At 72.3% G+C, this 24,261-nt stretch carries 2 protein-coding genes; both read left to right on the plus strand.

The window, feature by feature from the left end; translation table 11 throughout:
* Positions 1–15 precede the first annotated feature (15 nt).
* Positions 16–1,530 carry an ArnT family glycosyltransferase gene (locus JJ691_RS50665; RefSeq protein WP_211766483.1) on the plus strand — a complete coding sequence of 505 codons (1,515 nt, stop codon included), beginning with the start codon at positions 16–18 and terminating at the stop codon, positions 1,528–1,530.
* A 271-nt stretch (positions 1,531–1,801) separates the two neighbouring features.
* Positions 1,802–24,259, plus strand: coding sequence for a type I polyketide synthase (locus JJ691_RS52830; protein ID WP_442912578.1), 22,458 nt, complete (start codon positions 1,802–1,804; stop codon positions 24,257–24,259).
* Positions 24,260–24,261 lie beyond the last annotated feature (2 nt).

Raw genomic sequence — 24,261 nt, forward strand, 5'->3', positions numbered from 1 at the left:
CGGAAGGAACGGCAAGTGCTGCGATCAGAGCAACTCAGAACAAACGAGCCGCCCAGCCCGGGCGGCGTGCGGGTCGCGGCGTTCGCGCTCGTGCCGGTGGCGGTGATCGCCGGCCTGATGGGCGCGGTGCTGTTGGTGCTCGGCAACGGGTACGGGTACTTCGGCGACGAGCTGTACTTCATCGCCGCCGGCCGCCACCTGGACTTCAGCTACGTGGACCAGCCGCCACTGGTCCCGTTCCTGGCCATGGTCGCGGACACGATCGCCCCGGGATCGCTGTGGGTGCTGCACCTGCCGTCGGTCGTGGTGACGGTCGCCGGCATCCTCGTGGCCGCGCTGACGGTGTGGGAACTCGGCGGCGGCCGGCGGGCCCAGGTCATCGCGGCCGCGGTCTACTGCACCGCGCCGCTGGTCGCCGGCGGCGGCCACCTGCTGGCCACCTCCACCATCGACCTGTTCTTCTGGACGGCCATCACCTGGCTGCTGGTCCGCTGGCTGCGGACCCGGCAGGACAAGCTGCTGCTGTGGGCCGGCATCGTCACCGCCGTCGACCTGCAGGTGAAGTACCTGATCGCGTTCTTCTGGGTGGTCGCCGCGGTCGCCATCCTCATCGCCGGGCCGCGGGAGTTCTTCCGCAGCAAGATGCTGTGGCTCGGCGGCGGCATCGCCGTGCTGACCACGCTGCCGTCGCTGATCTGGCAGGCCAACCACGGCTGGCCGCAGGTGGACATGGCCCGCCAGATCGCCTACGAGGAGTACGCCGGCGTCGGCGGCGCCGGCATGTTCCTGGTGTTCTTCGCGATCCTGCTCGGCATCATCGGCACCCCGCTCGCGGCGTACGGACTCTGGCGCGCGGCCCGCCAGCCGCGCTACCGGTTCCTGGCCATCACGGCGGTCGTCCTCGCGGTCGTGTTCATCGCGACCGGCGGCCGCCCTTACTACCCCACCGGCATCGTGCCCGTGCTGTGGGCGCTGGCCGCCGTCGGCCTGGAGAGCCCGCGCAAGCGGTGGGTCCCGTGGGTGGCCTGGCCGGCGCTGGTCCTGTCCGGCGTGCTGACGGTGATCGGGATGCCGATCGCCCCGGTGGAGTCGATCCGCGGCAACGAGACATCGGATGTCACCAACGCCGAGAGTGTCGGCTGGCCGCAGATGGCCGACGAGGTGGCCGCCGCGTACCGGGCGCTGCCCGACGACGTCCGCCAGCACACCGTCATCATGGGCGACAGTTTCTGGACCGCCAGCGTGATCGACGTCTACGGTCCGGCGCGCGGCCTGCCGTCCGCGTACAGCCCGAGCCGCGCGTACTGGTATTTCGGTGTCCCGCCGGAGAGCGCCACCAACGTGCTCTACATCGGCGACAACAACGCCGACGTGGTGCGCGAGCACTTCGCCAAGTCGACCAAGGTCGCCACCGTGGACAACAAGCTGGGCATCAACAACAACTACCAGGGCGCGCCCATCTACCTGTTCTCGACCAAGGACGCGCCGTGGTCGAAGGTGTGGCCCCAGATCAAGACCCTCACCGGCTGACCCACGCCGAGCGGACCGGCGCGGCGCGACCCCTCCCGGGTCGCGCCGCGCCGGCATTCGGGGCCTTCGATTTCAGCAGTTTCACCAGAGGACGGCCGTCAACCGGCCGTCCTCCGGTAGGCGCGGACCATGCTGGCCGATGTTGGGCGATGGGCAGGACGGGACGGATGACCCCACCAGTGCGGAACAGCTCCATAACCAGGCGTTTGGACGGTCGTGAACAGGCGCGGAGGGATCTTCGCGTCCACTGCGCACAGGCAAGGTACCCATGGTGAACGAACAGAAGCTTCGGGAGTACCTGAAGCTGGTGACGGCTGATCTGCACGAGACCAGGCAGCGGTTGCGCGAGCTGGAGGCCGGGGCCAACGAACCGGTGGCCATTGTCGCGATGAGCTGCCGGTTCCCCGGCGGCGTTCGTTCGCCGGAGGACCTGTGGGACCTGGTGGCCGGGGGCGTGGACGGCGTGTCGCCGTTCCCCGCCGACCGCGGCTGGGACCTGGACGGCCTCTACGACCCGGAGGGCAACCGCACCGGCACCAGCACCACGGCCGAGGGCGGCTTCCTCGACGACGCGGCCGCCTTCGACCCGTCCCTGTTCGGCATGTCGCCGCGCGAGGCGCTGGCCGCCGACCCGCAGCAGCGGCTGCTGCTGGAGACGTCCTGGGAGCTGTTCGAGCGGGCCGGCATCGACCCCAAGTCGGTGCGCGGCGGCCAGGGCGGCGTGTTCATCGGCGGTGGCCCGTCCGGCTACGGCTCCGACATCGGCGAACTGCCCGAGGGTGTCGAGGGGCACCTGCTCACCGGCAACTCCAACGGCGTGCTGTCCGGCCGTCTGTCCTACGTCTACGGCCTTGAGGGACCGGCCGTCACCGTCGACACCGCCTGCTCCGCCTCGCTGGTCACGCTGCACCTGGCCGCGGAGTCGCTGCGTCGCAAGGAATGCTCGTTCGCGATCGCCGGCGGCGTGATGGTCATCGCCTCGCCGGGCGGGTTCGTCCAGTTCTCCCGGCAGGGCGGGCTGGCCGGCGACGGCCGGTGCAAGTCCTTCTCCGACGACGCCGACGGCACCGGCTGGTCCGAAGGCGTCGGCCTGCTGCTGCTGGAGCGCCTGTCCGACGCCCGCCGCCGGGGGCACGAGGTGCTGGCCGTGGTGCGCGGCTCGGCGGTCAACCAGGACGGCGCGTCCAACGGCCTGAGCGCCCCCAACGGCCCGGCCCAGCAGCGGGTCATCCAGCAGGCGCTGGCCAATGCCGGCCTCACACCGTCCGATGTGGACATGGTCGAGGCGCACGGCACCGGCACCGTGCTCGGCGATCCGATCGAGGCCGAGGCCCTGATCGCCACCTACGGCAAGGAGCGGGAGCGGCCGCTGTGGCTGGGCTCCCTCAAGTCCAACATCGGCCACGCCCAGACCGCCGCCGGTGTCGGTGGCGTGATCAAGGTCGTGCAGGCCATCCGCAACGGCGTCATGCCCAAGACGCTGCACGTGTCCGAGCCGACGTCCCATGTGGACTGGACGGCCGGCGCGGTCGAGCTGCTCACCGAGTCCCGGCCGTGGCCGGAGACCGGCGCGGCGCGCCGGGCCGGCGTGTCCGCGTTCGGCCTCAGCGGCACCAACGCCCACGTCATCATCGAGCAGGCCCCGGAGCCGGAGCCCGTCGAAACCCCCGGGCAGACCGTGTTTTCTCCGGTGGCCCCGCTGCTCGTCGCCGCTCGTAGCGCCGATGCCCTGCGCGGACAGGCCGCTCGCCTCGCGGCCTACGACAGCACCGCCGACCTGAGGGATGTCGCCTTCTCCCTCGCCACGACCCGGGCCGCGCTCGACCACCGTGCCGTCGTGCTCGCCGATGATCACGCCTCGGCGCTGCGCGGGCTGGACGCCCTGGCCAACGGTCAGGTTTCCGCCGAGGTCATCACCGGCGCCGTCGTCTCGGGCACCCGCTCGGCGCTGCTGTTCTCCGGTCAGGGTTCGCAGCGCGTGGGTATGGGCAAGGGCCTGTACGAGACGTTCCCGGTGTTCGCCGAGGCGTTGGACGCCGTTCTCGCGCACCTGGACGCCGACCTGCGCGAGGTGATGTTCGAAGGCTCCGCCGACCTGGACCAGACCGGTTACACCCAGCCGGCGTTGTTCGCCATTGAGGTCGCGCTTTTCCGCCTGCTGGAGTCGTGGGGTGTCAAGCCGGACTTCGTTGTCGGCCACTCGATTGGTGAGCTGGCGGCCGCGCATGTCGCTGGTGTGCTGTCGTTGGAAGACGCGTGCAAGCTGGTGGCCGCTCGTGGGCGTCTGATGCAGGCGTTGCCGACCGGTGGTGCGATGGTGGCGATTCAGGCCACTGAGGCTGAGGTTTTGCCGCTGCTGAACGAGAAGGTGTCGATCGCGGCGATCAACGGGCCGACCTCTGTAGTCGTCTCGGGTGATGAAGAGGCTGTCCTCGCGGTGGCGGCGCGGTTCGAGAAGACCAAGCGGCTCAAGGTTTCCCACGCGTTCCACTCGCCGCTGATGGATCCGATGCTGGACGAGTTCCGCAAGGTCGCCGCGGGCATCACCTACGGCCGGCCAGAGCTCTCGGTCGTGTCGAACCTGACCGGCGAGCTGGTGTCGGTGTTCGACGCCGACTACTGGGTCCGGCACGTTCGCGAGGCCGTTCGTTTCCACGACGGCGTTACTTTCCTTGCGGGGCAAGGCGTTCGGACCTTCCTTGAGGTGGGTCCGAGCGGCGTGCTGTCGGCCATGGCGCGGGAGACCGTGGCCGACAGCACCGCAGTGCCGGTGCTGCGCGCCGACCGTGACGACGTCGCCGCGCTGTTCGCCGGCCTGGCGCACTGCCACGTCCAGGGCTTTTCCCCGGACTGGGCCGCCGTGTTCGCCGGGTGGGGCGCGCGTCAGGTCGCGCTGCCGACCTACGCCTTCGACCGCCAGCGCTACTGGCTGGAGTCCGTGCCGAGCGCCGCGGCCGAGCCGGCCAGCACGGTGGACGTCCAGTTCTGGCAGGCCGTCGAGCAGGGTGACCTGGAGTCGCTGGCGAGCACGTTGTCCGTCGACGACGCCGGCCGCGCCTCGCTCGGTGAGCTGCTGCCGACGCTGTCGTCGTGGCGTCGCCGTCGCACCGAGTCGTCGACTGTGGACAATTGGCGCTACGCGGTGACGTGGAAGCCGGTCGGGGCCGAGCGTGCGCTGCGCGGCAACTGGGCCGTGGTGGCCACGCCGTCGGAGCTCACCGACCAGGTCGTCACCGCACTGCGCGCGCACGGCGTCACTGTCGAGCTGATCGAGCCCGCCGACCGGGCCGAGCTCGCCGATCGCCTGCGCGGCCAGACTTTCGACGGCGTGCTGTCCCTGCTGGGCGTGGACGAGGAGCCGCACCCGACCGCGTCCGAGGTGCCGGCCGGCCTGGTGTCCTCGCTGACGCTGCTCCAGGCGCTGTCCGACGCCGGGATCAAGACCCGCCTGTGGACCGCCACCAGGGGCGCGGTGGCCGTCGCCCGCTGGGACGGGACCCCGAGCCCGGCCCAGGCCACGGTGTGGGGCCTCGGCCGCGTCGCCGCGCTGGAGTTCCCTGAGCTGTGGGGCGGCCTGGTCGACCTGCCCGCCGAGTTCGACGACCGCGCCGCCCGGCGGCTGTTCTCGGTGCTGGCCGTAGGCGACGAGGACCAGGTCGCGGTGCGGGCCAACGGTGTGTACGGCCGTCGGCTCACGCCGGCGCCGCTGGCCGGGACCGGGCAGTGGCAGCCGTGGGGCACGGTGCTGATCACCGGTGGCACCGGGGCCATCGGCGGTCACGTCGCCCGCTGGGTCGCCGCCAACGGTGCCGAGCACGTGGTGCTGACCAGCCGCCGTGGCGCGGAGGCGCCCGGCGCGGCCGAGCTGGAGGCCGACCTGATCGGCCTCGGGGCGCGGGTGACCACGGCCGCCTGCGACGTCTCCGACCGCGATGACCTGCGACGCCTGCTGGAGTCGCTGCCGCCGGTGAACGCCGTGATCCACGCGGCCGGTGTGCTCGACGACGGTGTGCTCGACTCGGTCACCGCCGAGCGGCTCGCGTTCGTGGCGCGGGCGAAGACCCAGGCCGCACTGAACCTGCACGAGCTGTGCGGCGACCTGGACGCGTTTGTGCTGTTCTCCTCGTTCGCCGGCGTGGCGGGCGGCCCAGGCCAGGCTGCCTACGCGGCGGCGAACGCTTTCCTGGACACGCTCGCCGAGTCGCGGCGGGCCGCCGGGCTGCCGGCGACGTCGGTCGCATGGGGTCCGTGGGGCGGCGACGGCATGGCCGCCGACGAGGTCGTGGCCGCCCGGCTGCGCCGCAGCGGCACGCCGGCGATGGCCCCGGAGCTGGGCGTGCTGGCCCTGAGCCGCGCGGTGGCCACCGGCGATGCCACGGTGACGGTCATCGACGCGGCGTGGGACCAGTTCGGACCGGGCTTCGCCGGCCTGCGGCCGAGCCCGCTGCTGGCCGAGCTGTACCGGCCCGAGCCTGGCGCGACCGGCGACGACCAGCTGTCGCTGGCCGGCCTGTCCGAGTCCGAGCAGAGCCGCAAGCTGCTGTCGGTCGTGCGCTCGTACGCCGCTGTGGTGCTGGGATACGCGGGGCCGGAGGCGGTCGGACCCGACCGCGCTTTCCGCGACCTCGGCTTCGATTCGCTGACAGCGGTGGAGTTCCGCAACATCCTCGGTGCCGCGACGGGGCTGACCCTGCCGTCGACGGCGGTGTTCGACTACCCGTCGGCCGGGGTGCTGGCCGAGTACCTGCGCGGTGAGCTGGTCGGCGGTTCGGCGGAGGTGTCGTCTGCGCCGGTGGTGTCGGTGGTCGACGACGAGCCGATCGTGATCGTGGGCATGGCGTGCCGGTTCCCGGGTGGGGTCGACTCGCCGGAAGCCCTGTGGCGCCTGGTGTCCGAGGGCGTCGACGCGGTCGGCGAGTTCCCGGTCGACCGCGGTTGGGACATGGACGCCCTCTACGACCCAGAGCCGGGTGCGGTGGGGAAGTCGTATGTGCGCGAGGGTGGATTCGTCGACGGTGTGGGGGAGTTCGACTCCGGCTTCTTCGGTGTGTCGCCGCGCGAGGCCGTCGCGATGGACCCGCAGCAGCGGCTGCTGCTGGAGACGTCGTGGGAGGCGCTGGAGCGGGCCGGTGTCGCACCGGCCTCGGTGAAGGGCGCTCCGGTCGGCGTGTTCGTCGGAACCAACGGCCAGGACTACCCGGCGCTGCTGGCCTACGCCGGGGACGACTTCGAGGGCCACTCCGGCACGGGCAACGCGGCCAGCATCGTGTCGGGCCGGGTTTCCTACACGCTGGGCCTTGAGGGTCCCGCCGTGACGGTCGACACCGCGTGCTCGGCCTCGCTGGTGGCGATGCACTGGGCCGCGCAGGCATTGCGGTCCGGTGAGTGCTCGCTGGCGCTGGCCGGTGGTGTGACGGTGATGTCCACGCCGGGCATCTTCGTGTCCTTCTCGCGCCAGCGCGGTTTGTCGGCCGACGGCCGGATCCGGGCCTTCTCGGACGACGCCGACGGCACCGGCTGGGGTGAGGGTGTCGGCATGCTGGTGCTGGAGCGGCTGTCCGACGCTCAGCGCAACGGGCATCAGATTCTGGCCGTGGTCAAGGGTTCCGCGGTCAACCAGGACGGTGCCTCGAATGGCCTGACCGCGCCGAACGGTCCGTCGCAGCAGCGGGTCATCCGCCAGGCACTGGCTTCTGCCGGGTTGCGTCCGTCTGATGTGGACGCTGTTGAGGCGCACGGCACGGGTACGACGCTGGGTGACCCGATCGAGGCTCAGGCCTTGTTGGCGACCTACGGCCAGGACCGCGAAGAGCCGCTGTGGCTGGGCTCGATCAAGTCCAACATCGGTCACACCCAGGCGGCGGCCGGTGTCGCCGGTGTCATCAAGATGGTGTTGGCGATGCAGAACGGTGTTCTGCCGCCCACCCTGCACGTGTCGGAGCCGACGTCCCATGTGGACTGGACCGCCGGCAAGGTCGAGCTGCTGACCGAGGCCCGGGAGTGGCCGGCTGGCAGTGGCCCGCGTCGGGCTGGTGTGTCGTCGTTCGGCGTGAGCGGCACCAATGCGCACGTGATCCTGGAGCAGGCTCCGGTTGTCGAGTCGCCGGAGGTTGAGCGTTCGGTTGTGACGCCGTGGGTGCTGTCCGGCACCTCGCCGGAGGCGCTGCGGGATCAGGCCGCGCGTCTGGTGTCCTGTGTGGACGGTGTTGACGCGGCCGATGTCGCGTTCTCGCTGGTGGCGTCGCGATCGTCGTTCGACCACCGTGCCGTGGTGTTCGGCGCGGAAGCCTTGCGGGCGCTGGCCTCCGGTCAGGCTGCTCCCGGTGTGGTGACCGGAACCGCGGTCGATGGCCTGACGGCGTTCATGTTCTCCGGTCAGGGTTCGCAGCGGGTCGGCATGGGCCGCGAGCTGTACGCGGCCTTCCCGGTGTTCGCCGATGCCCTCGACGCCGTGTGCGCGCACCTGGACGCCGAACTGGACCGTCCGCTGCGTGCGGTGATGTTCGAGGGTTCCGCCGACCTGGACCAGACCGGGTACACCCAGCCGGCGTTGTTTGCCGTCGAGGTCGCCCTGTTCCGCCTGCTGGAGTCGTGGGGCGTGCACCCCGACTTCCTGGTCGGGCACTCGATCGGCGAGCTGGCCGCCGCGCATGTCGCCGGTGCACTGTCCCTTGAGGACGCTTGCCGACTGGTCGCCGCTCGTGGCCGGCTGATGCAGGCGCTGCCGACCGGCGGTGCGATGGTGGCGATCCAGGCCACCGAGACTGAGGTTCTGCCGCTGCTCAACGAGAAGGTCTCCATCGCCGCCATCAACGGGCCGACCTCCGTGGTCGTCTCCGGCGACGAAGAGGCCGTGCTGGCGGTGGCCGCCCAGTTCGAGAAGACCAAGCGGCTCAAGGTTTCCCACGCGTTCCACTCGCCGCTGATGGACCCGATGCTGGCCGAGTTCCGCGCGATCGCGGCGAGCATCACCTACGCCCAGCCGCGGATTTCGGTGGTGTCGAACCTGACCGGCGAGCTGGTCACCGAGTTCGACGCCGAGTACTGGGTCCGGCACGTCCGCGAAGCCGTCCGCTTCCACGACGGCGTGACCACGCTGACCGGCCTCGGTGTCTCCACCTTCCTGGAGGTCGGCCCCGACGGTGTGCTGGCCGGCATGGCCGACGGCATCGCCAGCCTGCGCCGGGACCGCGACGAGGTCGAGGCGATCACCACTGCCCTGGCCCGCCTGCACGTCAAGGGCGTCCGGGGCGACTGGCTGAAGCTGATCTCGGGCCGGCTGATCGACCTGCCGACCTACGCCTTCCAGACCACGCGGTACTGGCCCACGGTCGACTTCTCCGCGAAGCCGGCGGCCACCGCGTCGACCGCCGGGACGGTGGACGCCGAGTTCTGGGCGGCCGTCGAGCGCGAGGACCTGGAGTCGCTGGCCGACACCCTGGAACTGTCGGCCGAGTCGCTGACCGATGTGCTGCCCAAGCTCTCCTCCTGGCGTCGACAGCAGGACAAGCAGCACACCATCGACAGCTGGCGCTACCGGGCCACCTGGACGCCGGCCACCGAGCTGCCCAAGCCAGCCCTCGACGGGACCTGGCTGGTTGTCGGGTCCGACACTTTGGCCCAGGCCCTGAACACGACGTCGGTCACGCTCGACGAGCTCGCCACCGCAGTCACTGCCGACCTGAGCGGAATCCTTTACGTCGCCGGCGAAGAGGCGACCGTCCCCAGCGGACTGGCGCAGATCGCCGACGTGCTGCGGACGCTCGGCGAGCAGTCGATCACCGCGCCGCTGTGGGTCGCCACCCGGGGCGCGGTCAGCGTCGGCCGGTTCGACAGCGCACCCGATCCCGCGCAGGCCGCCGTCTGGGGCCTCGGCCGGGTCGCCGCGCTGGAATACCCGCGCAACTGGGGCGGTCTGGTCGACCTGCCCGAAACCCTCGACGAGCGCGCCGCCAACCGGCTGCGCCAGGTGCTCGCCGGCACTGGCGAGGACCAGGTCGCGGTCCGCACCTCCGGGGTGTTCGTCCGGCGGCTGACGCACGCGCCGGCCGCCGGCCACGACGACGTCTGGACCCCGCGCGGCACCGTGCTGATCACCGGCGGCACCGGCGGACTCGGCGCGGAGGTGGCGCGGTGGGCCGCCGGCAACGGCGCCGAGCACCTGGTGCTCACCGGCCGCCGCGGACTGGAAACCCCTGGTGCGACCGAGCTCCGCGACGAACTCGCCGCGCTGGGCGTGCGGGTCACCATCGCCGCCTGCGACGTCCGTGACCCGGATGCCTTGTCCCAGTTGGCGAACGAGCACGCGCCGATCACCGCCGTGGTGCACGCGGCCGGCGTCAACGAGTCGGTCGCGCTGGAGGAGGCCACCGAGGAGACCCTGTCCGCGGTCATGTCGGCCAAGGTCGACGGCGCGGTGCAGCTGGACGCGTTGTTCGGCGAACTCGACGCCTTCGTGCTCTTCTCGTCGATCTCGGGCGTGTGGGGCAGCGGCCGGCAGTCGGGTTACGCCGCCGCCAACGCCTTCCTCGACGCGCTGGCCGAGAACCGCCGCGCCCGCGGCCTCGCCGCGACGGCCGTCGCCTGGGGCCCGTGGGCCGAGGTCGGCATGGCCGCCGATGTCCGTGAACAGCAGCAGCTGGCCAAGCGCGGACTCACCGCGCTCGACCCGGCCCTGGCCGTGCGGGCACTGGTGGAGGCTGTCGGCGTCGGCGACGCCTGCGTGACCGTCGCCGACGTGGACTGGGCGAAGTTCGCCGCGGGCTTCACGGTGCTGCGCCCGAGCGCACTGATCAGCGGCCTGTACCAGGAAAAGCCGGCGCAGGTCGAGGTCACGTGGGAAGCGGCGTCGGTCGAGCGGCACGAGGTGCTGGACCTGGTCCGCCGGGAGGCGGCCGTCGTTCTGGGGCACTCCGCCGCCGAGGCCGTCGACGCCGACCGGGCCTTCCGGGACCTGGGCTTCGACTCGCTGACCGCGGTCGAGCTCCGCAACCGGCTCACCGAGCTGACCGGCCTGGCGCTGCCCACGACACTGGTGTTCGACTACCCGAACGCCACCGTGCTCAGCCGCCACATCATCGACGAACTCTTCGGCAGCGAAGAGAACCAGCAGTCCGGAGCGGCCGTCTCGGCGGCCGACGAGGACCCGATCGTCATCGTCAGCATGAGTTGCCGGCTGCCCGGCGATGTGCGGGCGCCCGAGCAGCTGTGGCAGCTGGTCGACAGCGGATCCGAGGCGCTGTCCAAGTTCCCGACCGACCGCGGCTGGGACGTCGACGCCATCCACGACCCGGCCGACGAGCAGCGGATCTACGCCGTCGACGGCGGTTTCCTCACTGGTGCCGGCGAATTCGACCCGGCCTTCTTCGGGATGAGCCCGCACGAGGCGATGGCCGCCGACCCGCAGCAGCGCCTGCTGCTGACCACGACGTGGGAGCTGTTCGAGCGGGCCGGCATCACCCCCGCCTCGGTGCGGGGCAGCCAGACCGGCGTGTACGTCGGGGCCGGCGGCTCCGGCTACGCCACCGGCGTCAGCAACCTGCCCGAGGAACTCCAGGGGCACATCCTCACCGGCACCGCCCCGGCCGTCGCCTCCGGCCGCATCTCCTACACGATGGGCCTTGAGGGCCCGGCGATGACGATCGACACCGCGTGCTCGTCCTCGCTGGTGGCGATGCACCTTGCCGCGCAGGCACTTCGTCGCGGTGAGTGCTCGCTGGCGGTCGCCGGCGGTGTGACCGTGATGGCCACCCCGTTCTCGTTCATCGAGTTCGGCCGGCAGAACGGCCTGGCGGCCGACGGCCGCTGCAAGGCGTTCTCCGACGACGCCGACGGCACCGGCTGGTCCGAGGGCGTGGCCATGCTGCTGCTGGAGCGCCAGTCCGACGCCATCCGTAACGGCCACCCGATTCTGGCCGTGGTCAAGGGTTCCGCGGTCAACCAGGACGGCGCGTCCAACGGCCTGACCGCGCCCAACGGTCCGTCGCAGCAGCGGGTGATCCGGCAGGCGCTGATCGACGCCGGCGTCACACCGTCCGAAGTGGACGCTGTCGAGGCCCACGGCACCGGCACCGCGCTGGGCGATCCCATCGAGGCCCAGGCCCTGCTGGCGACCTACGGCCAGGACCGGGACGAGCCGCTGTGGCTGGGGTCGATCAAGTCCAACATCGGCCACACGCAGTCGGCGGCCGGCGTCGCCGGTGTGATCAAGATGGTGGAGGCGATGCGGCACGGTGTGCTGCCGCGAACCCTGCACGTGTCGCAGCCTTCGTCCCATGTGGACTGGAGTGCCGGCCAGGTCGAGCTGCTGACCGAGGCCCGCCGGTGGCCGGAGACGGACCACCCGCGCCGGGCCGGCGTTTCGGCGTTCGGCGTGAGCGGCACCAACGCGCACGTGATCATCGAGCAGGCCCAGCCCTTCGCCGAGGAGATGGATGTGATCGAGAACGCGCCGGGCGCGCTGCCCTGGGTGGTGGCGGGCCGCAGTGCGCAGGCGCTGCGCGAGCAGGCGGAACTGCTGGTCTCCGTGGCGGAGACGGCGAATCCGCTCGACCTGGCCTACTCGCTGGCGACCTCGCGGTCCGCGTTCGAACACCGCGCTGTCGTGCTCGGCCAGGATCGGGACGACCTGCTCCGGGGCCTGGCGGCCATCGCCGCCGACGAGCGGGTTCCCGGCGTGCTGCGCGGCACGTCCACCGGTGGTGGCAAGACCGCGTTCATGTTCTCCGGCCAGGGTTCGCAGCGGGTGGGCATGGGCAAGGCCCTGTACGCGGCGTTCCCGGTGTTCGCCGACGCCCTCGACGCCGTGTTCGCCCACCTGGACACCGAGCTGGACCGCCCACTGCGCGGGGTGATGTTCGACGGTGACGCCGATCTCGACCAGACCGGGTACACGCAGCCGGCCCTGTTCGCCATCGAGGTCGCGCTGTTCCGTCTGCTGGAGGCCTGGGGCCTGCGGCCGGACTTCGTGGTCGGCCACTCGATCGGTGAGCTGGCCGCCGCGCACGTGGCCGGTGCACTGTCCCTTGAGGACGCTTGCCGGCTGGTCGCCGCCCGTGGTCGGCTGATGCAGGCGCTGCCCGAGGGCGGTGCCATGGTCGCGATCCAGGCCACCGAGGACAAGGTGTTGCCGCACTTGACCGACGGTGTGTCCATCGCCGCGATCAACGAGCCGACTTCGGTTGTGATCTCCGGCGTCGAGGCCGAAGTCCTTGCCGTGGCGGCGAAGTTCGAGAAGACCAAGCGGCTCAAGGTCTCGCACGCGTTCCACTCGCCGCTGATGGACCCGATGCTGGCCGAGTTCCGCGCGATCGCCGAGACCGTGACCTATCACCAGCCGCGCCTGGTGATCGTGTCCAACCTGACCGGTGAACTGGTCGCCGAGTTCGACGCCGAGTACTGGGTCCGGCACGTCCGGGAGGCGGTTCGCTTCCACGACGGCGTGACCATGCTGGCCAAGCAGGGTGTGAAGCGGTTCGTCGAGGTCGGGCCGGACGGCGTGCTGGCCGGCATGATCGAGAGCGGCGACGCCGTCGCCGTGCTGCGCCGGGACCGGGACGAGGTCGACGCGCTGCTGACCGCCGTGTCGCAGCTGCACGTCGGCGGCCTCACCCCGAACTGGAACGCGGTGTTCGCCGGCTGGGGCGGCCGCCGGATCGACCTGCCCACCTACGCCTTCCAGAACGACCAGTACTGGCTGCTGCCGACCGTCGAGGCCGCCGGCACCGACCCGTCGGCCCTCGGCCTCACCGCGACCGAGCACCCGCTGCTGGGTGTCGCGGTCGGGCTGGCCGAACAGAACGGCTTGCTGTTCAACAGCCGGATCTCGACGCAAGCCCTGCCGTGGCTGGCCGATCACGTCGTGGACGGCCAGATCCTGTTCCCCGGCACGGGTTTTGTCGAGCTGGCGCTGGCCGCCGGCGACCAGGTCGAGTGCGACGAGCTCACCGAGCTGGTCATCGAGGCGCCGATGGTGCTGCCCCGACAGGGCGGCCTGCGGCTCCAGGTGGCGCTGGGCGCGCCGGACGACCGGGACGCCCGCACCGTGAACATCTACTCCCGCCCCGAGGACGACGACGCGGCGGCCTGGACCCGGCACGCGTCCGGTGAGATCAAGGCCGGCACGATCGCCGACGGCGAGGCCATGGCGCAGTGGCCGCCGGCCGACGCGACCGCGGTGGACATCGAGGGCCTGTACGAGCGGCGGGCCGGCTTCAACTACGGGCCGTCGTTCCGTGGCCTGCAAGCGGTGTGGCAGCGCGGCGCGGACGTCTACGCCGAGGTCAGCCTGCCCGAGCAGCTGCGCGACGAGGCCGACCGCTTCGACCTGCACCCGCTGCTGCTGGACGGCGCCTTGCAGGCACTGGCTTTCCTGCCCGGCATCGCCGGCCTGCCCTTCGTGTGGAGCGGGGTGTCGCTGGCCGCGGTCGGCGCGGCCACGATCCGCGTTCACCTGTCCACAAAGGACTCTTCGGTCCACCTGGCGCTCGCCGACGGGACCGGCCAGCCGCTGGCCACCGTCGACCGGCTGGTGCTGCGCGAGGCCTCGGCCGGCCCGGTCCGGGCGGCCGAGAACAAGGCGGCCGCGCCGTCCCGGCGTCGCCGCAAGGCCCAGGACACGGTGGCCGCGCCGGTGGTCGCCGACAACGGCGGCAGCCTGCGCGAGCGGCTCGACGGCCTTGAGCCGGCCGACCAGGACCAGCTGCTGCTGACCATCGTGCGGACCCAGGCCGCGATCGTGCTGGGCTACCGCGGCCCGGACGCGGTCGACCCGACCTGGACCTTCCGCGACCTCGGCTTCACCTCGCTGTCCGCGGTGCAGTTCCGTAACGGCATGAACGAGGCCACCGGCCTGCGCCTGCCGGCGACCCTGGTGTTCGACTACCCGACCGCCACCACGCTGGCCGACTTCCTCAAGCAGGAGATCCTGGGTACCGAGGAAACCGTTGCGGCGGCGGTGGTCCGTACGTCTGACGACGACGACCCGATCGTCATCGTCGGCATGGGCTGCCGCTACCCGGGCGGCATCGACACGCCCGAGCAGCTGTGGCAGGTCGTGGCCACCGGCACCGACGCCATCTCCGGCTTCCCGACCGACCGCGGCTGGGACCTGGACAACCTCTACAACCCCGACCCCGACGCGCCCGGCACCTGCTACGCCCGTGAGGGCGGCTACCTGCACAGCGCCAGCGAGTTCGACGCGCCGTTCTTCGGCATCAGCCCGCGCGAGGCGGTGTCGATGGACCCGCAGCAGCGCCTGTTGCTGGAGGTCTCGTGGGAGGCGCTGGAGCGCACCGGCCTGGACCGGGAAGCGTTGCGGGGCAGCCAGACCGGTGTCTTCGCCGGCATCACCTACCAGGACTACGCCGGCATGCTGGCCTCGTCCGACGAGGCCGCCGAGGGCATGATCGGCACCGGCAACTCGCCGAGCGTGCTGTCCGGCCGCATCTCGTACACGCTGGGGCTGGAGGGGCCGTCGGTCTCGATCGACACCGCCTGTTCCTCCTCGCTGGTCGCGATGCACTGGGCGGTGCAGGCCCTGCGGGACGGCGACTGCACGCTGGCCATCGCCGGCGGCGTCACGGTCATGGCCAGCCCGGTCTCGCTGATCGAGTTCAGCGCGCAGAAGGCCCTGGCCGCCGACGGCCGGTCCAAGTCGTTCTCGGCGGCCGCCGACGGCGCGAGCTGGGGCGAGGGCGCGGGCGCGATCGTGCTGGAGCGGCTGTCCGACGCCGAGCGCAACGGCCACCCAGTCCTGGCCGTGCTGCGCAGTTCCGCGGTCAACCAGGACGGTGCGTCCAACGGCCTGACCGCCCCCAACGGCCCGTCGCAGCGGCGGGTCATCCGCAAGGCGCTGGCCAACGGCGGCCTCACCGGCGCGGACGTCGACGTCGTCGAGGCGCACGGCACCGGCACCACGCTGGGCGACCCGATCGAGGCCGGCGCGCTACTGGCCACCTACGGCCGCGACCACGCCGTGGACAACCCGCTGCTGCTGGGCTCGATCAAGTCCAACATCGGCCACTCGCAGGCCGCCGCCGGTGTCGCCGGCGTGATCAAGATGGTGATGGCGATCCGCAACGGGATCGTGCCGCCGACGCTGCACGTGGACGAGCCCTCGCCGCACATCGACTGGACCTCGGGCCACGTCAAGCTGGTCACCGAGGCCGTGCCGTGGCCGGAGACCGGCCGCCCGCGCCGGGCCGGCGTGTCCTCGTTCGGCATGAGCGGCACCAACGCCCACACCATCATCGAGCAGGCCCCCGAGATCGAGCCGGCCGCGGTGGCCCCCGCCCCCGAGGCCGAGATCCTGCCCTGGCTGGTGTCGGCCCGGTCGGTGGCGGCGCTCAAGGCGCAGGCCGAGAAGCTTCTGTCCGTTGTGGACAGTGACCCGGCCGACGTCGCGTTTTCCCTGCACTCCACGCGGTCCGCGTTCGAGCACCGGGCCGTCGTGGTCGGCGCCGACCGGGACGAGCTGGCCGCCGGCCTGCGGGCGCTGGCCGCCGGCATGCCGGCCGAGAACCTGGCCCAGCAGTCGATCGGCGCCCGGGGCAAGACGGTGTTCGTGTTCCCCGGCCAGGGCTCGCAGTGGGCCGGCATGGCGGTGGAACTGCTGGACTCCTCGCCGGTGTTCGCCCAGCGGATGGCCGAGTGCGAGGCGGCGCTGTCGTCCTTTGTGGACTGGTCGCTGACCGAGGTGCTCCGCGGTGACGCGGAGTTGTTGGAGCGGGTGGACGTGGTCCAGCCCGCGTGCTGGGCCGTGATGGTGTCGCTGGCCGAGCTGTGGCGCAGCCACGGGGTCACACCCGACGCCGTCGTGGGTCACTCCCAGGGTGAGATCGCCGCCGCCGCGGTGGCCGGTGCGCTGTCACTGGAGGACGCGGCTCGCGTGGTCGCCCTGCGCAGCCTGGCGATTCGCGACGATCTGGCCGGTCTGGGCGGCATGGTCTCGGTCGGCCTGCCGGCCGCCGACGTCGAGCTGGGCGAGCGGGTGTGGGTCGCCGCGGTCAACAGCCCGACCAGCACTGTGGTCGCCGGTGACCCGGACGCCCTTGACGAGTTGGTGGCCCGCTACGAGGCCGCTGGCGTGCGGGTTCGCCGGATCCCGGTGGACTACGCCTCGCACACCGTGCACGTGGAGCGGATCCAGGACCGGGTCCGCGCGGACCTCGCGCCGATCACCCCGCGGACCTCGGACATTCCGCTGTTCTCCACGGTGACGGCGGACTGGATCGACACCGCCGGACTGGACGCCGCCTACTGGTACGCGAGCCTGCGCCAGACCGTCCGGTTCGACGAAGCCATCGCGGCGCTGGCCGACCAGGGCTACGGCGTGTTCGTCGAATCGAGCGCGCACGCCGTGGTGGCCCCGGCCATCCGCGAGACGCTGGACGGCGTCGAGGACCTCGACCCGCTCGTGGTCGGAACGCTGCGCCGGGGGCAGGGCGGCATGCGCCGGTTCCTGCTGTCGCTGGGCGAACTGCACTGTGGCGGCGTCGAGGTGGACTGGGCCGTTCTGGTCCCCGGCGGCCGCGCCGTCGACCTGCCGACCTACGCCTTCCAGCACCAGAGCTACTGGCCGAAGTTCGGCGAACGGCACGAGGAGTCGGCCGTCGACCCGGTGGACGCCGCCTTCTGGACCGCGGTCGAGCAGGAGGACTTCGCCTCGCTCGCGGACACCCTGAACCTCGACCAGTCCACTTTGGACGCGATGGTGCCGGCGCTGTCGGCGTGGCGACGGGCCCGCAGCGAGCAGTCGGCTATGGATGCGTTGCGGTACCAGGTCAACTGGACGCCGGTCGGCGACTCGCCGTCCCCGAAGCTGGACGGCACGTGGCTGCTGGTCGTGCCGGCGGGTCACTCCGCCGAGTGGCCGCAAAGCCTTGCGCGGTACGGGGCCGAGTTCGTCACCGTCGAGGTCGCCGAGGACGCCGACCGGCTGCGGCTGGCCGACCAGGTCGGCGGCCGGGAGTTCGCCGGTGTGCTGTCCCTGTTGGCGCTGAACGAAAAGCCGTCGGCCGCGCACCCCGAGGTGCCCGCCGGCCTGGACCTGACCACGGCCCTGGTGCAGGCGCTGGGCGATGCCGGCGTCGAGGCCCCGCTGTGGTGCGTGACCAGCGGCGCGGTGTCGGTGGGTCGCTCCGACGCGCTGGCCAACCCGATCCAGGCGCTGGTCTGGGGTCTCGGCCGGGTGGCCGCGATGGAGCAGCCGCAGCGCTGGGGCGGTCTGGTCGACCTGCCCGGCACGGTCGACGACCGCGTCGTCCGCCGGCTGGCCTCCGTGCTGGCCGACTCCGACGGTGAGGACCAGCTGGCGATCCGCGGTTCGGGTGTGTTCGGCCGCCGGCTGGGCCGGGCTCCGCTGCCGGCGGTGCCGGCCGGGGTCTGGCAGCCGTCCGGCACGGTCCTGGTCACCGGTGGCACTGGCGCCCTCGGTGGGCACGTCGCCCGTTGGCTGGCCGGTGCCGGGGCCGAGCACCTGGTGTTGCTCAGCCGGCGCGGCCTGGCCGCCGACGGCGCCGCCGAGCTGGTCGAGGAGCTGGACGCGCTCGGGGTGCGGGTCACGGTCGCCGCGTGCGACGTGGCCGACCGGGACAGCCTCGCCACCGTGATCGCGCAGCACCCGCCGACCGCCGTGGTGCACACGGCCGGTGTCCTCGACGACGGCATGATCGACTCGATGACCCCGGACCGGCTGGCCGGCGTGCTGCGGGCCAAGAGCCTGGCCGCGCTGAACCTGCACGAGCTGACCAAGGACCTGGGGCTGACCGCCTTCGTGTCCTTCGCCTCCACCGCCGGCACCTGGGGCGCTCCCGGCCAGTCCAACTACGCGGCGGCCAACGCCTTCCTGGACGCGCTCGCCGAGCACCGGCGGGGCCTGGGCCTGGCGGCGACGTCGCTGGCGTGGGGCCCGTGGGCGGAGGGCGGCCTGGCCGACGACGCGGCGCTGATCGCGCGCCAGCGTCGGGGCGGCATCCTGGCCATCGACCCGGCCACCGCCATCGCCGCGATGCGGCAGGCGCTGGACAACAACGACACGGCGCTGGCCATCGCCGGCGTCGAGTGGGACAAGTACGCGCCGGGCCTGGTCGCGGTCCGGGCCAGCAAGCTGATCGACACGATCGCCGAGGCCCGCGCGGCGCTGGCGGCGGCGGCCGAGTCCACCGGCGGTTCCGGCGGCTCGGCGCTGGGCGACCGGCTGGCCGGCCTGTCCGAGGCCGAGAGCGAGCGGGAGCTGCTGGAGTTCGTCCGCTCCTTCGTCGCCGGGGTGCTCGGCTTCGGCGGGCCGGAGGACGTGGAGTCCGGGCGCGCGTTCAAGGACATCGGCTTCGACTCGCTGACCGCGGTCGACCTGCGCAACCGCCTCAGCGCGGCCACCGGCGTCCGGCTGCCGTCCACGATGATCTTCGACTACCCGACGCCGACCGCGCTGGCCCGCTATCTGCGGGCGCAACTCGGTGGCGGACCGGCGAAGGACACCGGGACGACCAGCACCGCTCCCACGAGCGCCGTCGACGACGACCCGATCGTCATCGTGGGCATGGGCTGCCGGTTCCCCGGCGGCGCCGAGTCGCCGGAACGGCTGTGGGAGCTGGTGTCCGGGTCCGGTGACGCGATCACCGGCTTCCCCGCCGACCGCGGCTGGGACCTGGACGCGATCTTCGACGACGACCCGGACAACGCCGGCACCAGCTACGCCACCGAGGGCGGCTTCCTGGGCGAGGCGTCCCAGTTCGACGCGGCCTTCTTCGGCATCAACCCGCGTGAGGCCATGGCGATGGACCCGCAGCACCGGCTGCTGCTGGAGACCTCGTGGGAGGCGCTGGAGCGCGCCGGCATCGACCCCGGCTCGCTGCTGGGCAGCCAGACCGGCGTGTTCATGGGCTCCAACGGCCAGGACTACAGCGCGATGCTGGCCGCCGCCGGCCAGAACGCCGAGGGCTACACGATGACCGGCAACGCCGGCAGCATCGTGTCCGGTCGCATCTCGTACACGCTGGGCCTGGAGGGTCCGGCGGTCACGGTGGACACGGCGTGCTCCTCGTCGCTGGTCGCACTGCACTGGGCGACCCGGGCGCTGCGCTCCGGCGAGTGCACGCTGGCGCTCGCCGGCGGTGTGACGATCATGTCGACCCCGTTCTCGTTCATCGAGTTCAGCAAGCAGCGCGGGCTCGCGCCCGACGGTCGCTGCAAGCCGTTCTCGGACAGCGCGGACGGCACCGGCTGGGGTGAGGGCGCCGGCGTGCTGGTGCTGGAGCGGCTGTCCGACGCCCAGCGTCACGGGCACCCGATTCTGGCCGTGGTCAAGGGTTCCGCGGTCAACCAGGACGGCGCGTCCAACGGCCTGACCGCGCCCAACGGCCCGTCGCAGCAGCGGGTGATCCGGCAGGCGCTGGCGGACGCGGGCCTGCGTCCGTCCGATGTGGACGCCGTCGAGGCGCACGGCACGGGAACCGTGCTGGGCGACCCGATCGAGGCGCAGGCGCTGCTGGCGACGTACGGCCAGGATCGGGACGAGCCGCTGTGGCTGGGGTCGATCAAGTCCAACATCGGCCACACGCAGGCCGCGGCCGGTGTCGCCGGTGTGATGAAGATGGTGCTCGCGCTTGGGCACGACACGTTGCCGCCGACCCTGCACGTCTCGGCGCCGTCGTCCCATGTGGACTGGGCCGAGGGCCGGATCGAGCTGCTGACCGAGGCCCGGGAATGGACCGGGTCCGGGCGTCCGCGCCGGGCCGGCGTATCCTCGTTCGGCCTGAGCGGCACCAACGCGCACGTCATCATCGAGCAGCCGCCGGCCGCGGCGCCCGCGCCGTCCCGGCCGGCGAGCGAGGTCGTCGCGGTCCCGGTGTCCGGCCACAGCAAGGACGCCCTGCGGGCGCAGGCCGAACGACTGCGGGACTTCGTGGCCGCCAACCCCGAGACGAGCTTGCTCGACCTGGGCTACTCGCTGGCGACGACGAGGTCGGACTTCGAGCACCGGGCCGTCGTCGTCACCCAGGACCGGGACACGCTGCTCACCGCGCTGGACGCGATCGCCGGCGACGGCACCGCGGCCGCGCTGGTGCGGGGCGTCGCCCGCGCCGAGGTCCGCTCCGCGTTCCTGTTCTCCGGTCAGGGTTCGCAGCGCGCGGGCATGGGCAAGCGTCTGTACGAGGCCTTCCCGGTGTTCGCCGACGCGCTGGACGCCGTCTGCGCGCACCTGGACGGCGAGCTGGCCCGTCCGCTGCGTGAGGTCATGTTCGACGGCGGTTCGGATCTCGACCAGACCGGCTACACCCAGCCCGCGCTGTTCGCCATCGAGGTCGCGCTGTTCCGTCTGCTGGAGTCCTGGGACGTCAGGCCGGACTTCGTGATGGGGCACTCCATCGGCGAGCTGGCCGCCGCGCACGTGTCCGGTGTGCTGTCGCTCGGCGCCGCCTCCCGGCTGGTCGCTGCTCGCGGTCGGCTGATGCAGGCGCTGCCGGAGGGCGGTGCCATGGTCGCGATCCAGGCGACCGAGGACGAGGTTCTGCCCTACCTGTCGGAGAAGGTGTCGATCGCGGCGGTCAACGGCCCCAACTCCGTGGTCGTCTCCGGCGCCGAGGACGCGGTGCTCGCGGTGGCCGACCGGTTCAAGAAGACCAAGCGGCTCAAGGTTTCCCACGCGTTCCACTCGCCGCTGATGGATCCGATGCTGGCCGAGTTCCGCACGATCGCCTCGGGCATCGCCTACGGCCGGCCGGAGATCACGGTCGTGTCCAACCTGACCGGCCAGCCGGTGTCGGAGTTCGACGCCGAGTACTGGGTGCGCCACGTGCGGGAAGCCGTCCGCTTCCACGACGGCGTCACGGCGCTGACCGCCCAGGGCGTGACCACGTTCCTGGAGGTCGGGCCGGACGGCGTGCTCACCCCGATGCTGGACGACGCCGTGGCGCTGCTGCGCCGGGACCGCGACGAGGTGGACACCCTCACCAAGGCGGTCGCCGCCCTGCACGTCAACGGCTTCTCCCCGAACTGGACCGGTCTGTTCGACGGCGCACAGACCACGCAACTGCCCACCTACGCCTTCCAGCACCGCAAGTTCTGGCCGGAGATGACGGCGAGGGCGGCCGGCGACGTCACCTCGGCCGGCCTCACCACCACCGGTCACCCGCTGCTGGGCGCGGCCGTGCAGTTGGCCGACACCGACGAGTTCCTGTTCACCGGGCGGCTGTCGGCGCAGACCCAGCCGTGGCTGGCCGACCACGTCGTCGGCGAGCAGATCCTGTTCCCCGGCACCGGTTTCCTGGAGTTGGCGATCCGTGCCGGCGACCAGGTCGGCTGTGACGTGGTGGAGGAGCTCACGCTGGCCACGCCGCTGGCCCTGCCGGCCAGGGGCGGCACCCAGATCCAGGTCATGGTCGGCGCCGCCGACGGCCGTGGGTCGCGGACGATCACCGTGCACTCGCGGTCGGAGGACGCGCCCGTCGACCTGCCGTGGCTGCTGCACGCGTCCGGCGCGCTGGGCGTCGGCGGCCCGCAGGTCGCCGAGCAGGTCGCCGAGTGGCCGCCGGCCGGTGCGCAACCGCTTGCGGTGGAAGGCTTCTACCAGGCGTACGCGTCCAGCGGCTTCGAGTACGGGCCGATGTTCCGGGGCCTGCGGGCCGCCTGGCAGCTCGGGGACGACGCGTTCCTGGAGGTGTCGCTGCCCGAGGGCCGCGCCGCCGACGCGGCCGCGTTCGGGCTGCACCCGGCGCTGCTGGACGCCGCCCTCCAGGGCCTGGTGTTCCTGCCGCTGGAGGGCACCGGCCGCAAGCGGCTGCCGTTCTCGTGGAGCGACGTCAGCCTGCACGCGAGCGGGGCGTCGACGCTGCGGGTCCGGCTGAGCAAGGCCGACGGCGTGGACGCGCTGGGCCTGGGCGTGTACGACGCCGACGGCCACGCGGTCGCCTCCATCGGCGCGCTGGTGATGCGGGAGATCGCCCTCGACCAGCTCAAGCCCCGGCAGGAGTCGCTGTTCCGGCTGGACTGGACGCCGACTCGGGTCGCCGGCGAGACCCTCGACGCCGAAGTCGCCGTGCTCGGCGCGGACGAGCTGAAGCTGGCGGCCGCGCTGGAGCTCGACCGTCACGAGGACCTGGCCTCGATCACCTCGATGCCGGACGTGCTGCTCGTGCCCCGGCTGACCAACGGCCACACCACCGGCGACCTGGCCACCGACGTCCGGGTCGCGGTGCGCGAAGTGCTGGACCTGATCCAGTCGTGGCTGGCGGACGAGCGGTTGGCCAGCACGCACCTGGTGTTGGTGACCCGGGGAGCGGTCGCGGCGAACGAGGACGAGGCGGTGCGGGACCTCGCGCACGCGGCGGTCCTGGGCCTGGTCCGGTCCGCGCAGTCGGAGCACCCGGGCCGGCTGACCCTGGTCGATGTGGACGGCGAGCTGGAGTCGGTGGCCGCGCTGCCGGCCGCGCTGACCGTGGGCGAGTCGCAGCTGGTGATCAGGAACGGTGAGGTGCGCATCGGCCGGCTGGCCGCGGCCGGTGCCGGCACGGCGACGCCGACCGCCGACGCGTGGCGGCTGGATGTCTCTGGCACGGTGCTGATCACCGGTGGCACCGGCGGCCTCGGCGGCCGGCTCGCCCGGCACCTGGTGGCCGAGCACGGCGCCCGCGACCTGCTGCTCACCAGCCGCAGCGGCCCGGCCGCCGACGGCGCCGAGCAGTTGCGCGCGGAACTGTCCGACCTCGGCGCGATCGTCACGATCGCCGCGTGCGACGTGGCCGACCGGGACTCGGTCCGGCAGCTGCTGGCCGGGGTCGAGCCGACCGCGGTCGTGCACACCGCCGGTGTCGTCGACGACGCCCTGATCGCCTCGCTGACGCCGGATCGGGTGGACGCGGTGCTGCGGCCCAAGGTGGACGCGATCATCAACCTGCACGAGCTGGCCGGCGAGCGGGCGTCGTTCGTGCTGTTCTCCGGCGCGGCCGGCGTGTTCGGCGGCCCGGGACAGGGCAACTACGCGGCGGCCAACACCTTCCTGGACGCCTACGCCCAGCACCTGCGGCGGCACGGGCGCACCGCGACCGCGCTGGCGTGGGGGCCGTGGAACCAGGAGGTCGGCATGACCAGCCGGCTCACCGGGGCCGACATGGCCCGGATGGCCCGGGGCGGCATGCGGCCGCTGACCGTCGAGTACGGCATGGAGCTGTTCGACACCGCGCTGGGCCAGGACTGCTCGGCCATGCTGCCGATCGACCTGGACCTGGCGGTGCTGGCCACGATGGGCGAGGCGCTGTCCCCGCTCTACAAGGGCCTGGTGCGGGTCCCGACCCGGCGGACCGCGCGGGCCGCGACCAGGGTCCGGGCCGACGACGTGTCGCTGGCCGACCGGCTGGCGCAGCTGCCGGAGTCCGATCGCGGGCAGCGGATGCTGGAACTGGTCAGCGCGCAGGTGGCCGAGGTGCTCGGGCACGAGTCGACGGCCGACATCGAGCCGCACCGCGCCTTCGGCGACCTCGGCTTCGACTCGCTGACCTCGGTCGAACTGCGCAACCGGCTGGGCGGGGTGACCGGGCTGCGGCTGGTCGCCACGGTGGTCTTCGACTACCCGAGCCCGGCCGAGCTGGCCGAGCACCTGCTGGCCCAGGTGCTGCCGACCCAGAGCGTGTCCGAAGTGGACGCCAGCGAGTCCGACGTCAGCTTCGACGACGTCGAGTCCGCCAGCGCGGACGAGTTGTTCGACCTCATCGACCAGGAATTCGGCGTCTGATC

The sequence above is a fragment of the Kutzneria sp. CA-103260 genome (assembly GCF_018263855.1).
Classification (GTDB): Bacteria; Actinomycetota; Actinomycetes; order Mycobacteriales; family Pseudonocardiaceae; genus Kutzneria.